A 13,468-nucleotide genomic window follows, 5' to 3' on the forward strand; every position below is an offset into this window, starting at 1 on the left:
GCCAGGCATGGCCCGGCGCACGAAGGACAGGGTTCACTGCTGGGCGTGCAGGTCCCAAGTGGTCAGATAATCCGGGTCAACCACGATCTCGCCACCCGAGCGCAGCCGGTACTCGCCCGGTTCCGCCGGCAGGTACTGGTCAAGCATCGGTGGCAAGTAACGTTCGTGGCCATCGGCCTCGTCGGCCAGCACCACCCCTTCCTCGGCGCTGATGCGCAGCACGGTACCCGAATACTGCTGCTGGTCGCGCATCTGGCCATCGCCGCCGTAGCGGGTGATACCCACCAGGACCACCTTGCCGATCATCTGCTCGGCCTTGGCATTGTCCAGGGTCGGCAGCAGGGAATTGGAATCGTCGTTCATGGGTGCACCTCCAAAGCCTGCAAGAACATCGTGGAAACGCTTGAAGGATGGCAGTTCTCGTACACCACGGCCATCCTGGCCGGTTCATGCTCCCCGAGGCAGGATGCTGCCACTGCGGGCGGCAGGGTGAAGTGAAGACTGCAGTAGAATTCATTCATGCGAACCGTTCACGCCCTCCGTTACATCACCCCGCTCCGCGAAGGCGGTTCTCTGCCTGCCGTGGTCGAGACCGACGACGACGGCATGGCCGTCCTCAAGTTCCGCGGCGCCGGCCAGGGCCCGAAAGCACTGATCGCCGAGCTGATCGCCGGCGAAATGGCCCGCGCCGTCGGCCTGCCGATCCCGGAAATCCTGTTCGTCGAGCTGGACAGTGAATTCGCCCGCACCGAACCGGATCCGGAAATCCAGGATCTGATCCGCGCCAGCGAGGGCCTGAACCTGGGCCTGGACTACCTGCCGGGCGCGATCAACTACGACCCGGCGGCGATGCCGGTGGACGCCGATCTGGCCTCGCGCCTCGTCTGGTTCGATGCCTTTACCAGCAACGTCGACCGCACCACGCGCAATCCGAACCTGATGGTCTGGCACCGCAAGCTGTACCTGATCGACCACGGCGCGGCGATGTACTTCCACCACGACTGGGCCAACGCCGCCGATGCGTGCGAAAAGCCCTTCGTGCTGATCCGTGACCATGTGCTGCTGCCGTTTGCCAGCCGCATTGCCGAGGTGGATGCCGAGCTGGCCGCGCGCCTGCCCGATGCGGAGATCGAGCGCATCGTCGGTCTGGTGCCGGACAGCTGGCTGGTGGACGAGCCTGCCTTCGACAGCCCGCAGGCCTACCGCCAGGGCTACATCAATTACCTCAAGCACCGCCTGAAGGTGCGTGCGGTGTTCGTGCAGGAGGCCATCCGTGCCCACGCTGCACACGTATGACTATGCCGTCATCCGCGTGGTACCGCGGGTGGAACGCGAAGAGTTCATCAACGTCGGGGTGATCGTCTCCTGCCCCGGCGCCCGCCATCTGGAAGCGGCCATCGAGATCGACGCGGCGCGCCTGCAGGCGTTTGCACCGGCACTTGACCAGGACGCTCTGCAGCCGTGGCTGGATGCCATCGTGGCGATCTGCCGCGGCGATGCCAACGCCGGCCCTATCGCGCAGCTGCCGGCGCGCGCGCGCTTCCATTTCCTCACCGCCAAGCGCAGCTCGATCGTGCAGATGTCCAGCACGCACGTGGGCCGCACGGCCGATCCGGCGGGCGTGGTGGAGCACCTGATGAACAGGATGGTGCGGGTACCGCGCTGACGGGGTATGGCCGGTTGGGTTTGGTGTGCTGGGTTTGGTCGACTGGGTTTGGCCGGCTGGGTTTGGCCGATTGGATTTGGCCGATTGGGTTTGGCCGATTGGGCTTGGCCGATTGGGCTTGGCCGATTGGGCTTGGCCGATTGGGCTTGGCCGACTGGTAGAGTCGACCGTTGGTCGACTGCCTTGGGCGACCCATCGGGGCCCCGCGCTGCGCGCTTCAGTCGACCAACGGTCGACTCTACCCCCGGCCGGGCAGCGGCAGGCGCCGCGCGATGTAGTTGACCACGTTGCCGACTGCATCCGGATCGACGTTGGCCAGTCCGATAACCACGTAGCCCTGTTCGGGCAGCACCACGATGGCGCTGTTCGAGCCCGGCGCCCCACCCTCATGTCCATACTGGTGTTGGCTGCCCTGCCCCTGCACGACGAAGCCATAGCCATACCAGCCTTTGTGGTTCTGCGCGGTGGTGGCCTGCTGCAGCAGTGCCGGCGACACCAGCGTGCCGTTGCGCAGCGCCTCACAGAATTTCAGCATGTCCGCGGTGCTGTAACCGCCGCCGGCCGTGCCATGCTCTAAGGACTGAGATGACGAAGATGGTGCGGGCGCAAACGGAGGCCGGCTCGTGGCCCGCCCGTGGGCGGGCATTGCCATCAGTTGCGCTGGGCGGCAGATGTCCATGCACGCCAGCCCAGCACCGCGCACGCCGCAGCGGCCAGGAACAGCGTCGCGGTGGCGGCCAGGTGGCCAACCTGGTAACCCTGGGTATAAGCAACGGAAGTGCCCTCACCCATGGGTGCGAGGCCACCAGCAATCAGCCCACTGACCGCGCGATGCAGCAACATCAAGCTGGCCAGGTAAAGCGCAACCGTCAGTGATCGATTCATTGCCTCGCCCTCACGGCGTCCAGTTCACATCGATCTCGCTGCGTACAGGCGTGCGTGCGGTGTTGCCTTCCGTCGGCGTGTAGCGCATGGCCTTGACCACTTCCGTCGCCCAGCCAGCGTAGGCGCCGGCGGGCTTGGCACCGATCACGCTGATGTCCCGCGTGCGGCCGCGCTTGTCGACGGTGAATTCCAGGGTGACCTTCTCTGCGAATTTCACCTTGCGCGAGTCCGCCGCAAGGGGCGGACGGAACGTGCCTTCCGCTGGCATCCAGTATTTCAGCAGCTCGGCCTGGCTGAGCTGCAACGGCGCGGAAGGCGCAGCGGCCAGCACGCTGGGGGTTGCGCTGGTCAGCAGCAGTGCAAAGAACGCGGTACGGAACGGAGTCGAACGCATGATCATCCTTTTCTGCGTGGGAACAATCGCCAGCTGCCTGATGCAGGCCGCTTTCCCGAACGTGGGTACGAATTTTCTGAATACGCAACCTACCGCAGATGCCCGGCCGGTTTCAATCGGACTGCCGGGCTCTGACGACAGGGTAGAGTCGACCGTTGGTCGACTACCGGAAGCGCAGTCGACCAACGGTCGACTCTACCCCGCCTCGCTGTCATCCAGCGGCCAGCGGCACCATCCGTGTGGATACTCGCCCAGGGTGGCTGCCTATCCTGCCCGGATGGGATTTCCCAGGATCCGGCTGACGACTGGGTAGAGTCGACCGTTGGTCGACTACCGGAAGCGCAGTCGACCAACGGTCGACGCTACCCCGCCTCGCTGTCATCCAGCGGCCAGCGGCACCATCCGTGTGGATACTCGCCCAAGGTGGTTGCCAACCCTGCCCGGATGGGATTTCCCAGGATCCGGCTGACGACTGGGTAGAGTCGACCGTTGGTCGACTACCGGAAGCGCAGTCGACCAACGGTCGACGCTACCCCGCCTCGCTGTCATCCAGCGGCCAGCGGCACCATCCGTGTGGATACTCGCCCAAGGTGGTTGCCAACCCTGCCCGGATGGGATTTCCCAGGATCCGGCTGACGACTGGGTAGAGTCGACCGTTGGTCGACTACCGGAAGCGCAGTCGACCAACGGTCGACGCTACCCCGCCTCGCTGTCATCCAGCGGCCAGCGGCACCATGCATATGGATACTCGCCGAGGGTGGCTGCCAACCCTGCCCGGATGGGATTTCCCAGAATGTAGCGCGCATGTTTCCGCAGTGATTCCTCACTGCGGACCGCGTGGTCGTAGTAGCCCGCGTGCCGGACGGCCCCGGTGCTTCCTCGATGTTGGTTGATGAGAAGACCGCTGCGCGACTTACAGCGCTGCATGCAATAGCCGAGCGATTTCTCGCGAAGCTGGACGAGCCAGTGTAGGTGGTCGGGCATGACCACCCACGCGAGCGAGGCGGTCAGGCCTTGATGGTCCAATGCTTCCAGCACCTGCATAACGATGTGGGCATTGCGGGGATCATCGAAAACGCGGCAGCGATCCTTGCAGATCATCGTAATGGCGTACACGTTGCCGATGACGGAGCGGCGGCCAACGAGGAGTTGTGGACTGGGCATGTGGTTGAACATGCCCGTCGTGGTTGTGTTCCGGCATCGGTGTGAGGCCAGTCAGCCCATCAGGAAATCACCCGGCGCCGGCTGGGTAGAGTCGACCGTTGGTCGACAGTCGCGCGCAGCACGGGATTTCGGGCTGGCCGCGAAAGACGGTCGACCAACGGTCGACTCTACCCCCCGCTACTTTGGCAACGCGTAGGCCATCACGTAATCGCCCTTCGGCGTTTCCATGAAGTGGTGACCGGCCGCGACGATCACTACGTACTGCCGCCCGCCCTGCTCGTACACCATCGGGTTCGCCTGGCCACCGGCCGGCAGCGTGGCGTGCCACAACTCCTTGCCGGTCTTCAGGTCGATGGCGCGCAGCAGATCATCAGTGGCGGCGGCGATGAAGATCAGTCCGCTGGCGGTCACCACCGCACCACCATTGTTGGGCGTGCCGATCTCGATCGGCAGGCCGGAACGGATGCCGAACGGGCCATTGCCGCGGGCGCTGCCGAATGGACGATCCCACAGCAGTTTGCCGGTGCGCAGGTCGACCGCGCGGATGCCGCCGTAGGGCGGCTGCTTGCACAGCAGGCCGGTGAACGGCAGGCGCCAGCCGGCATTGACGTCGATGGCGTACGGCGTGCCCACCTGCGGGTCGCCCGCGCCTTCAGCGCCGCCCTTGTCGGCACGGACCTGTTCGCGCGGCAGCCAGCCCTTGCGGTCGGCCTCGGCGCGCGGCACCAGGCGGTTGTAGTTGGGCATATCGTTGTAGTTGGCCACGATCACCCCGCGGCGTGTATCGATGGCCACGCTGCCCCAGTCCGACCCGCCGTTGTAGCCGGGGTATTCAATCGAGTGATGGTCGGTGCTGGGCGGCGTGTAGAAGCCTTCGTAATGCGCCTTGCGGAACTGGATGCGGCACACCAGCTGATCGATGGGGGTGATGCCCCACATGTCCTGCTCGGTCAGGTCATGTTCGCGGCGCAGCGTGTGGTACAGCGAGAACAGCTGGGTGGGCGAGCGCTGCTCCGGTTCTACGCCGCCGGTCGGCACCTTGCGCTCTTCGGCCGGGGTCAGCAGCTGTCCGGTGCGGCGGTCGAGGATGTACATGTCGCCCTGCTTGGTCGGCAGCAGGATGGCCGGCACCTTGCCCTGCGCGGTCGGGTAGTCGATCAGGCTGGCCTGCGAGCCGAGGTCGTAATCCCACACATCCTTGCGCACTGCCTGGAAGTGCCATGCCGGCTTGCCGGTGGTCACGTCGATGGCAACCAGCGACGTGGCATACCGGTTCTGGTTTTCGGTGCGCGAACCGCTCCAGTAATCGCCTGCGGAATTGCCCATCGGCAGGTAGACCAGCCCCAGCTTTTCATCGCCGGTCGCGGTGGTCCACATGTTGGGCGTGCCACGGGTGTATTCCTTGCCCTGCGGCGGCAGGCCGGTCAGCTCTGGCTGGTCCATGTCCCACGCCCAGCGCAGCTTGCCGGTTACCGCGTCGTAGGCCTGGATGACGCCCGACGGTGCATCGCGGCGCTGGCCGTCCAGCACCTGGTGGCCGGTGACGATGACGCCGCGCACGATGGCCGGCGGCGAGGTGATGGACACATAGCCCGGCGGTGCGCTGCCCATGCCCAGGGTGATGTCCACCTGCCCGTTGTTGCCGAAGTTCGCGCAGGGCTTTCCGCTGTCCGCATCGACGGCGATGATGCGCCCATCCAGGGTGCCTTCGATGATGCGCGAGGCGCAGGCCGGTCGATTGCCGGGCACGCTGGCGGCACCCGGCGTCGGTGGTGGCGCTGGCAGTGCGAGGTCGGCGGCCGCATCGGCCAGCGCGGCATCCGCCACAGCGGCCCCACTCGGCTGTTCGTAGTAGGACACGCCGCGGCAGGCGGCGGTATAGGGAATGGAGGCGTCCTTGACCTTCGGATTGAAGCGCCAGAGTTCCTTGCCGGTGCTGGCATCCAGAGCGATCAGCTGGTTGCGCGCCGTGCACAGGTACACGCGGTTGCCGATCTTCAAGGGTGTGGTTTCCGCACCCCAGCGCTTGTCCGGCAGGTCGCCAGTGCGGTATTCCCAGGCCAGTTGCAGCGTACCGACGTTGTCCGCGGTGATCTGCTGCAGCGGCGAGAAACGGGTGGCCGCGTTGTTGCGCCCCCACGTGGCCCAGTCGCCGTCGGCCGGGCGGTCGGCCGCCTGCAGGCCTGTGGTGTCCTCGGTGGGATCGATACCGGTCGAAGTGGCAGCGTCCGGGAATGCCTGATCGCCTTGCACTTCACCGTGCGGCACGAACGCCAGTGCGAACGCCGCCACGAACACCAGCATCAGCACTCCGGCCACGATGCGCGATGCCGCCCGCGGGAAAGGCTTCCGCAGCGTCGGTGCCAGCAGGGCCATCACGATCGCCAGTGCGGTGACCAGCCCCAGCCGTGGCACCCATCGCCAGTAGGTACTGCCCGATTCCCACCACGTCCACAGCAGCGTACCGATGAATATGGCGGCAAACAGCACCGCAGCGCTGCGCCGGTTGCCCCACAGCAGCACGCCGCTTGCCAGCATGGCGATGCCGGCGATGGCGTAGTACCAGGAGCCGCCCAGCGTGAGCAGCCAGATGCCCAGCCCGCCGATGACCGCGCCAAGCAGGATCAGCAGCAGCGAAAGCAGCGTGGCCACCGGGTGCCGGCGGCGCGGCGGGACGGCGTCGCCATCGGTGGGGACGGCGGAGGGGGCGGCAGACATGTCAGGCTCCAGGACGCGACCGGGGGGAGGCGGTGATCGGGGGTGCCCCTGCGGACGGCATCGTCCGCTGGTTCGCCATCCGTTATGCGCTCATGCCTGTGAAGTGAATGCGTTCTTTGCCTGCAGACGTTTCCCGCAGATACAACGACGCCGGCACAGGGCCGGCGTCGTCGGGTACCTCTCATCGCGGCAGGATCACTCCTGTGCGGCGTCCTCGCTGCCGGCAGCCGCCGGTGCGCCGTCCGTCGCGGCCGGGGCGGCAGCGGCCACCTCGTCCTCGTCGTCGTCGATCGAGGCATCCATGCGTTCCACCGCCTGCAGCTTCTCGTCCTTGGACAGGCGGATCAGGGTGACGCCCTGGGTGTTGCGGCCGACACGGCTGATTTCCGAACCGCGGGTACGCACCAGGGTGCCGCCATCGGAGATCAGCAGCACCTCGTCACCGGAACCCATCAGGACCGCGGCGACCAGCTTGCCGTTGCGCTCGGTGGTCTGGATGCCGATCACGCCCTGGGTGCCACGCCCCTTGCGCGGGTAGTCCGGCAGCGGGGTGCGCTTGCCGTAGCCGTTCTCGGTGGCGGTGAGGATGTACTGCACGCTGGCGTCATCGGCGCCGTCGATCACCGCTTCGCCCGTGGCTGCGGTTTCCTCGACACCATTGTCGTCCTCGTTCTCGTCCTCGCTGCCGCCGGCACTCTCGGCCACGATCAGGCTGACCACTTCCTCGCCGGCCGGCATCTTGATGCCGCGCACGCCGGTGGCGGTACGGCCCATCGAGCGCACCTTGTCCTCGCCGAAGCGCACGGTCTTGCCGTTGGAGGCGAACAGCAGGATGTCACGCTCGCCGTCGGTCAGGCCAACGCCGACCAGGGCATCGCCCTCGTCCAGGTTGATCGCGATCTTGCCGCGGGCCAGACGGAAGGCGAACTCGCTCAGCGGAGTCTTCTTGACCGTGCCGTTCTTCGTGGCGAAGAACACGAACTGGCCATCGGCGTACTCGCGCACCGGCAGCACGGCCTGCACGCGTTCGCCCGGTTCCAGCGGAATCCAGTTGATGATCGGACGGCCACGCGCGTTGGAACCGGCTTCCGGCAGCTGGTACACCGGCAGCCAGAACACCTTGCCCGAACTGGTGAAGGTCAGCAGCGTGTCGTGCGTGTTGACCAGCCAGAGCTGTTCGATGAAATCTTCTTCCTTGGTCGCCGCCGCACTGCGGCCACGGCCACCGCGACGCTGTGCGCGGTACACGCTCACCGGCTGGCGCTTGACGTAGCCGGCGTGCGACACGGTGACCACCACGTCTTCCGGCGCGATCAGGTCGAGGATGTCCAGGTCTTCTTCGCTGTGGCGGATTTCGGTACGACGCTCGTCGCCGAATTCTGCCTTGACGTTGACCAGTTCCTCGCGGATGACCTGGCGCAGGCGGTCGGGATCTTCCAGGATGTGGATCAGCCCGGCGATCACTTCCAGCAGCTGCTTGTACTCGTCGGTCAGGCGGTCCTGCTCCAGCCCGGTCAGGCGGTGCAGGCGCATTTCCAGGATCTGGGTGGCCTGGATCTCGGTCAGCTGGTAGCCGCCCTCGATCAGGCCCACGCCCTTGGGCAGGTCTTCCGGACGCGAGGCTTCGGCACCGGCAGCGCCCAGCATGGAACCCACCAGGCCCGGCTCCCACAGGCGGGCGAGCATGCGTTCGCGCGCTTCATTGGGGTTCGGCGAGGTCTTGATCAGTTCGATCATCTCGTCGATGTTGGCCAGCGCGACGGTCAGGCCTTCCAGCACGTGGGCTCGGGCGCGCGCCTTGCGCAGCTCGAACACGGTGCGGCGGGTGACCACTTCGCGGCGGTGGCGGACGAACGCCTCCAGCATCTGCTTGAGGTTCATCAACTGCGGGCGGCCATCGACCAGCGCCACCATGTTGATGCCGAACACCGATTCCATCTGCGTCTGCTGGTACAGGTTGTTCAGCACAACCTCGGCAGATTCACCGCGCTTGATCTCGATGTAGATGCGCATGCCGTCCTTGTCGGACTCATCGCGCAGCTCGCTGATGCCTTCGATCTTCTTTTCCTTGACCAGCTCGGCGATCTTTTCGATCAGACGCGCCTTGTTCACCTGGTAAGGAATTTCAGTGACGATGATCGATTCGCGGCCGTTGTCGGCCACCTCGATATCGGCCTTGGCACGGATGCGCACGCGGCCACGGCCGGTGCGGTAGCCGGCGACGATGCCGGCGGTGCCGTTGATGATGCCGGCCGTCGGGAAATCCGGGCCCGGGATGTACTCCATCAGGCCGTCGACATCGATTTCCGGGTTGTCGATCAGCGCGATGCAGGCGTTGATCGATTCACTCAGGTTGTGCGGCGGGATGTTGGTGGCCATGCCCACCGCGATACCGGCCGAACCGTTGACCAGCAGGTTCGGGAACCGGGTCGGCATGACCGTCGGCTCCAGTTCCTTTTCGTCGTAGTTGGGCTGGAAATCGACGGTTTCCTTGTCGATGTCGGCCATCAGCTCATGCGCGAGGCGCGACATGCGCGCTTCGGTGTATCTCATGGCTGCAGCGGAGTCGCCGTCGATCGAGCCGAAGTTACCCTGGCCATCGACCAGCATGTAACGCAGCGAGAACGGCTGTGCCAGACGCACCAGCGTGTCGTACACCGACTGATCGCCATGCGGGTGGTACTTACCGATGACGTCACCGACGATACGCGCCGACTTGAAGTAGGGCTTGTTGCTGTGCGCGTTCAACTCGTTCATCGCGAACAGCACGCGGCGATGCACCGGCTTGAGGCCGTCGCGCGCATCCGGGAGCGCGCGGCCCACGATCACGCTCATGGCGTAATCGAGGTAGCTCTTGCGCATCTCGTCTTCCAGGTTGACCTGGATGATTTCCTTGGCGGTTTCTGCCATTCGGGTTCCGTTGTCTGGTAGCGGTCCAGTCCGGCGCAGCCCTCTGCGGGAGGGGGTCGTGCCGGAACCTCGATTCAACCGGTGGATACTACCACAACAGGCCGTTTTCCGCCTCCCTTTACGGGGATTTTACCGGCACAAATCAGGAACTTAGGGGGTTGCCGGCCCTGTAGAGCCGAGCCCATGCTCGGCTGCGGCGGATTCGGGGCCGGGGTCAGATCCGTTTCCGCAGGAAAGAGCTCTGACCCCGCGTGTCCGTCAACCGCCGAAGGCGGCCCGCATGTTTTCCGGGGTCGGGTTCAGGATGACCCCGCGCTCGGTCACGATGGCGTCGATCAGCTCACCCGGGGTGACGTCGAACACCGGGTTCCAGGCGGCGATGCCTTCGGCCACGGTGCGGGTACCGCCCACGCCGTACAGTTCGCCGGGGTCGCGCTGCTCGATCTCGATCTGGCTGCCATCCACGGTGTCCATGTCCACCGTGGAGGACGGCGCCACCACCATGAACTTCACCCCGTGGTGGCGGGCGGCGATGGCCAGCTGGTAGGTGCCGATCTTGTTGGCGGTATCGCCGTTGGCGCAGATGCGGTCGGCACCGACGATCACCCACTGCACCGCACCGGTCTTCATCAGGTGCGAGGCGGCCGAATCGGCGATCAGGGTGGCGTCGATGCCGTCCTGCTGCAGTTCCCACACGGTCAGGCGTGCACCCTGCAGCCACGGACGGGTCTCGCCGGCAAACACGCGGGCGATGCGATGCTGAGCCATGCCGGCACGGATGACACCCAGTGCAGTGCCGAAGCCTGCGGTGGCCAGCGAACCGGTGTTGCAATGGGTCAGCACGCCGCTGCCGGCGTCGATCAGACCCGCACCCAGCGCCCCCATGTGACGGTTGGCGGCCAGGTCTTCCTCGGCGATGGCCTGCGCCTCGGCTTCCAGCTGCACCTTCCAGTCGGCACCGGCAGCGGTCAGGCAACGGCGCATGCGCGCCAGTGCCCAGGCCAGGTTCACCGCGGTCGGGCGCGAGGCATTCAGCCGCTGCAGGGCCGGTTCCAGCTGCTGCAGGGCGTGCGCACCATCGGCGGCCTGCACATCACGTGCGGCCAGCACCACGCCCCAGGCGGCCGCGATGCCGATGGCCGGCGCACCGCGCACGGTCAGCGCATGAATGGCGATGGCGACGTCGTCGCTGTCATGGCAGACCACGTGTTCAACCACGAACGGCAGCTTGCGCTGGTCGAGCAGTTGCAGGGCATCGCCGGTCCACAGGATCGGGCGGATGTGGTCGTAGCGGGCGTAGTCGAGGTCGGTGGCAGTGTTCATGAGCCCATTGTAGGGCCACGCCCCATACGGTTCGAGCCTGCCCGGCCTCAATTCACCGAGAATTCGGCGCGGCAGCCACCGTCCACCCAGATGCCGTTGCGGCTCCAGCCCCAGGTACGGCCTTCCTCGCAGGCCGTGCCGGACAGCTGCTTGATCACCGTGGCTTGGGTGGAAATGGAGGCACCGCAGAAGCGCCGCCGCTTGGATTTGGATTCGCAGGTCACCTTGCGCGCGACGTCGACGAAACGGCCATCATCATCAGCCACCTCGAAATCCCCCTGGCAGCCGCGGCTGGTCCAGACCTCGTTGCGCTTGTAGCCCCAGCCCTGCCCTTCGCGGCACGGCAGCACCGAGAGCTGGCGCAGCAGGCGCACCGGCGCGCCATCCAGCCGCACGGGGCAGCTCTGTGGGCGGCCGCTCGATTCGCAGCGCACCACGCGGCGCACCAGGCGCTTGCCCTTGCCGTCGCTGGCGGCAGCAGAAGCGGTACCCGCCGCCGCACGTGCACGGAACTCTGCACGGCAGCCCAGGGTCACCCACACGCCACTGCGGTCGGTACCCCACTCGCTGCCACGGATGCAGGTGTTGCTCGACAACTGGCGCACCAGATCCACGCCGTTGCTGACGTCGATGTCGCAGTGCACCCAGCCCATGTCGCGCGATTCGCAGGTCACCACTTCGCCTTCGTAGCCAGCCGGCTGCGCTGACGCCAACGAAGGCAGCAGGCCGCCCCATATCGCCATGGAGTACACCGGTGCCGCGACGACCGCAAACCACTTGACCAAAGCATTCCCCAACGGAGCGGATGACCCACGATGCCAGTGTCCCGCATCAGGCGTGATAAGACCATCATCGTGCTTGCTGAATCAAGCGCGAAATCCGTCGTTTTTGTTCAGGCGCAGTGAGCGCCATGTCGTTCAGGCATGTGCGAAATCAAACGCCAGCACGTCGGCAATGCGAGGCGTACGGTTCATCGCCATCAGCAGGCGATCCACGCCTACAGCCACGCCTGCGCAGGCCGGCATGGCAGGCAACGCCGACAACAAGGCTTCGTCCAGTGCCGGTTGCACCTGGCCCCGTTCGTGCCGCCGCTGTTGGTCGCGCTCGAAGCGCGTACGTTGCTCGCCTGCATCATTCAGCTCGTGATACCCGTTGGCCAGCTCGACCGCACCCAGGTACAGCTCGAAGCGTTCGGCCAGCGCCGGCGTGCCGGGGCGGATGCGTGCCAACGCCGCCTGGCTGGCTGGCCAATCGTGGACGACCGTCATCACCGCGTCATCGAAGTGCGGTTGGATGCGATGGGTCATCAGCAGATCCAGCCAGTCGTCGCGGGTGAGGCCCACCGGGTCGATGTGCACCTCGCCCAACGCGGCGCGCAGCGCGCGCTCATCCGCATCGAACGGATCCACGCCGGCATGCTGCAGGAACAGTTCGCGGTAGCTGAGCACGAGCAGCGTCGCCGTGCGCCCGACCAGGGCCAGCGCCTGGCCCACCAATGCGGCGGTTTCCTGCACCAGGCGATGGTGATCCCAGCCCACGCGGTACCACTCCAGCATGGTGAATTCGGGATTGTGACGGCCACCGGCCTCGCCATTGCGGAACACCCGCCCAAGCTCATAGCAATCGCCCACGCCAGCCGCCAGCAGGCGCTTGAGCGGGAATTCCGGCGAGGTGCGCAGCCAGCGGCGGCGACCACCGGCATCGACGTGGCCGCTGAAATCGGTATGGAAGCTGTCGATGTTCGGCTCGGTGTTGCCGGCGACTGACAGGATTGGCGTCTCCACTTCCAGCACATCGCGTTCGGCGAAAAAGCGGCGCACCAGCGCGTTCAGCGCCGCACGCTGCCGCAGTGCGTGCAACAGGGCTTCGCTCACAGGATGCCCTCCGGGCGCGGGTGATCCAGCGGCAGGGTCAGCAGATCGCGGGTGTCATCGATGTAGCCACTGGCCAGGTACAGGCGACGGGCCAGTTCATTGTGATGGTTCACTTCCAGGCGCAGGCGGCTGACACCGCGCCCGCGCGCACGCTGCTCACAGATGGCCAGCGCCTGCTTGCCACGGCCACGACCGCGCGCGCGGTGCGCCAGGTACAGCTCGTCCAGCAGCATGAAATGGCCGCCCTGCTCCAGGCTGAAACCCATGGCGATGACCGCGTAGCCACAGACTTCTGCGGCCTCGTCCAGCCACAGCAGCACTTCGCCGTTGCGCGGGTCGGCCAGCAGCGCATCGACGCCACGGCGCACGCGCGCATCATCGAAGTCGATCCTGTCTTCGGCGTAGAACTCGCGCATCAATGCGATCAGCAGTTCCTCATCGGCGCGCGTGGCCAGGCGGAAATCCAGCGGGGCGGTCTGCATCGGGTGTCCTCTCGTGTATCAGGCCGGGCGCGGACGGCGCCCGGCGGTGTCG

Annotated in this window: 13 protein-coding genes; 2 read left to right on the forward strand and 11 right to left on the reverse strand. The window is 66.1% G+C overall.

Annotated features, from left to right (window positions below; all coding sequences use genetic code 11):
* Window positions 1-33: 33 nt before the first annotated feature.
* Window positions 34-363: a hypothetical protein gene (locus C1924_RS12170; RefSeq protein ID WP_108765536.1), complete on the reverse strand. Its 330-nt coding sequence runs from the start codon at window positions 361-363 to the stop codon at window positions 34-36.
* A 156-nt stretch (window positions 364-519) separates the two neighbouring features.
* Here C1924_RS12170 and C1924_RS12175 point away from each other — a divergent pair, with 156 nt between their 5' ends.
* Window positions 520-1,296, forward strand: a complete 777-nt coding sequence (locus C1924_RS12175; RefSeq protein ID WP_108765537.1) for a HipA family kinase — start codon at window positions 520-522, stop codon at window positions 1,294-1,296.
* Window positions 1,274-1,666 (forward strand): DUF3037 domain-containing protein, encoded by a 393-nt coding sequence (locus C1924_RS12180; protein WP_108765538.1) that lies wholly within the window; start codon window positions 1,274-1,276, stop codon window positions 1,664-1,666. The genes C1924_RS12175 and C1924_RS12180 overlap by 23 nt, the downstream gene beginning before the upstream one ends.
* A gap of 238 nt (window positions 1,667-1,904) precedes the next feature.
* On the opposite strand, the gene C1924_RS12185 is transcribed toward C1924_RS12180, so the two are convergent.
* The 10 genes from C1924_RS12185 to C1924_RS12230 form a co-directional block, all read right to left on the reverse strand.
* Complete coding sequence (locus C1924_RS12185) at window positions 1,905-2,345, reverse strand: serine hydrolase domain-containing protein (RefSeq protein ID WP_343125668.1); 441 nt, start codon at window positions 2,343-2,345, stop codon at window positions 1,905-1,907.
* Complete coding sequence (locus C1924_RS12190) at window positions 2,318-2,551, reverse strand: hypothetical protein (protein ID WP_159094798.1); 234 nt, start codon at window positions 2,549-2,551, stop codon at window positions 2,318-2,320. Before C1924_RS12190 ends, C1924_RS12185 begins: the two co-directional genes overlap by 28 nt.
* A 10-nt stretch (window positions 2,552-2,561) precedes the next feature.
* Window positions 2,562-2,945, reverse strand: coding sequence for an energy transducer TonB (locus C1924_RS12195; protein WP_159094799.1), 384 nt, complete (start codon window positions 2,943-2,945; stop codon window positions 2,562-2,564).
* A gap of 696 nt (window positions 2,946-3,641) precedes the next feature.
* Window positions 3,642-4,109, reverse strand: coding sequence for a transposase (locus tag C1924_RS12200; protein ID WP_108767052.1), 468 nt, complete (start codon window positions 4,107-4,109; stop codon window positions 3,642-3,644).
* A 177-nt stretch (window positions 4,110-4,286) separates the two neighbouring features.
* A complete protein-coding gene (locus tag C1924_RS12205) occupies window positions 4,287-6,827 on the reverse strand; it encodes a membrane-bound PQQ-dependent dehydrogenase, glucose/quinate/shikimate family (protein WP_108765541.1) in 2,541 nt (846 codons plus the stop codon).
* Between the two features lie 195 nt (window positions 6,828-7,022).
* Entirely contained in the window at window positions 7,023-9,737 is a 2,715-nt protein-coding gene (gyrA, locus tag C1924_RS12210; RefSeq protein WP_108765542.1) for a DNA gyrase subunit A, read from the reverse strand.
* Between the two features lie 258 nt (window positions 9,738-9,995).
* Window positions 9,996-11,060, reverse strand: coding sequence for an S-methyl-5-thioribose-1-phosphate isomerase (gene mtnA, locus C1924_RS12215; RefSeq protein ID WP_108765543.1), 1,065 nt, complete (start codon window positions 11,058-11,060; stop codon window positions 9,996-9,998).
* A gap of 47 nt (window positions 11,061-11,107) precedes the next feature.
* Window positions 11,108-11,845 carry a DUF3011 domain-containing protein gene (locus C1924_RS12220; RefSeq protein ID WP_108765544.1) on the reverse strand — a complete coding sequence of 246 codons (738 nt, stop codon included), beginning with the start codon at window positions 11,843-11,845 and terminating at the stop codon, window positions 11,108-11,110.
* A gap of 132 nt (window positions 11,846-11,977) precedes the next feature.
* The gene (gene epmA / locus C1924_RS12225; RefSeq protein ID WP_108765545.1) at window positions 11,978-12,934 is read right to left on the reverse strand and encodes an EF-P lysine aminoacylase EpmA; all 957 of its coding nucleotides are present in this window, start codon (window positions 12,932-12,934) and stop codon (window positions 11,978-11,980) included.
* Window positions 12,931-13,416, reverse strand: coding sequence for a GNAT family N-acetyltransferase (locus C1924_RS12230; protein WP_108765546.1), 486 nt, complete (start codon window positions 13,414-13,416; stop codon window positions 12,931-12,933). Before C1924_RS12230 ends, epmA begins: the two co-directional genes overlap by 4 nt.
* Window positions 13,417-13,468 lie beyond the last annotated feature (52 nt).

Origin of the sequence: Stenotrophomonas sp. ESTM1D_MKCIP4_1, from assembly GCF_003086895.1 — a bacterium.
Classification (GTDB): domain Bacteria; phylum Pseudomonadota; class Gammaproteobacteria; order Xanthomonadales; family Xanthomonadaceae; genus Stenotrophomonas.

Excerpts from the sequence above, each read along its gene's own strand:
- C1924_RS12170 (WP_108765536.1), bottom strand. The coding sequence starts at position 363 with ATGAACGACGATTCCAATTCCCTGCTGCCGACCCTGGACAATGCCAAG.
- C1924_RS12175 (WP_108765537.1), top strand. The coding sequence starts at position 520 with ATGCGAACCGTTCACGCCCTCCGTTACATCACCCCGCTCCGCGAAGGC.
- C1924_RS12185 (WP_343125668.1), bottom strand. The coding sequence starts at position 2,345 with ATGGACATCTGCCGCCCAGCGCAACTGATGGCAATGCCCGCCCACGGG.
- C1924_RS12190 (WP_159094798.1), bottom strand. The coding sequence starts at position 2,551 with ATGAATCGATCACTGACGGTTGCGCTTTACCTGGCCAGCTTGATGTTG.
- C1924_RS12195 (WP_159094799.1), bottom strand. The coding sequence starts at position 2,945 with ATGCGTTCGACTCCGTTCCGTACCGCGTTCTTTGCACTGCTGCTGACC.
- C1924_RS12200 (WP_108767052.1), bottom strand. The coding sequence starts at position 4,109 with ATGCCCAGTCCACAACTCCTCGTTGGCCGCCGCTCCGTCATCGGCAAC.
- C1924_RS12205 (WP_108765541.1), bottom strand. The coding sequence starts at position 6,827 with ATGTCTGCCGCCCCCTCCGCCGTCCCCACCGATGGCGACGCCGTCCCG.
- gyrA (WP_108765542.1), bottom strand. The coding sequence starts at position 9,737 with ATGGCAGAAACCGCCAAGGAAATCATCCAGGTCAACCTGGAAGACGAG.
- mtnA (WP_108765543.1), bottom strand. The coding sequence starts at position 11,060 with ATGAACACTGCCACCGACCTCGACTACGCCCGCTACGACCACATCCGC.
- C1924_RS12230 (WP_108765546.1), bottom strand. The coding sequence starts at position 13,416 with ATGCAGACCGCCCCGCTGGATTTCCGCCTGGCCACGCGCGCCGATGAG.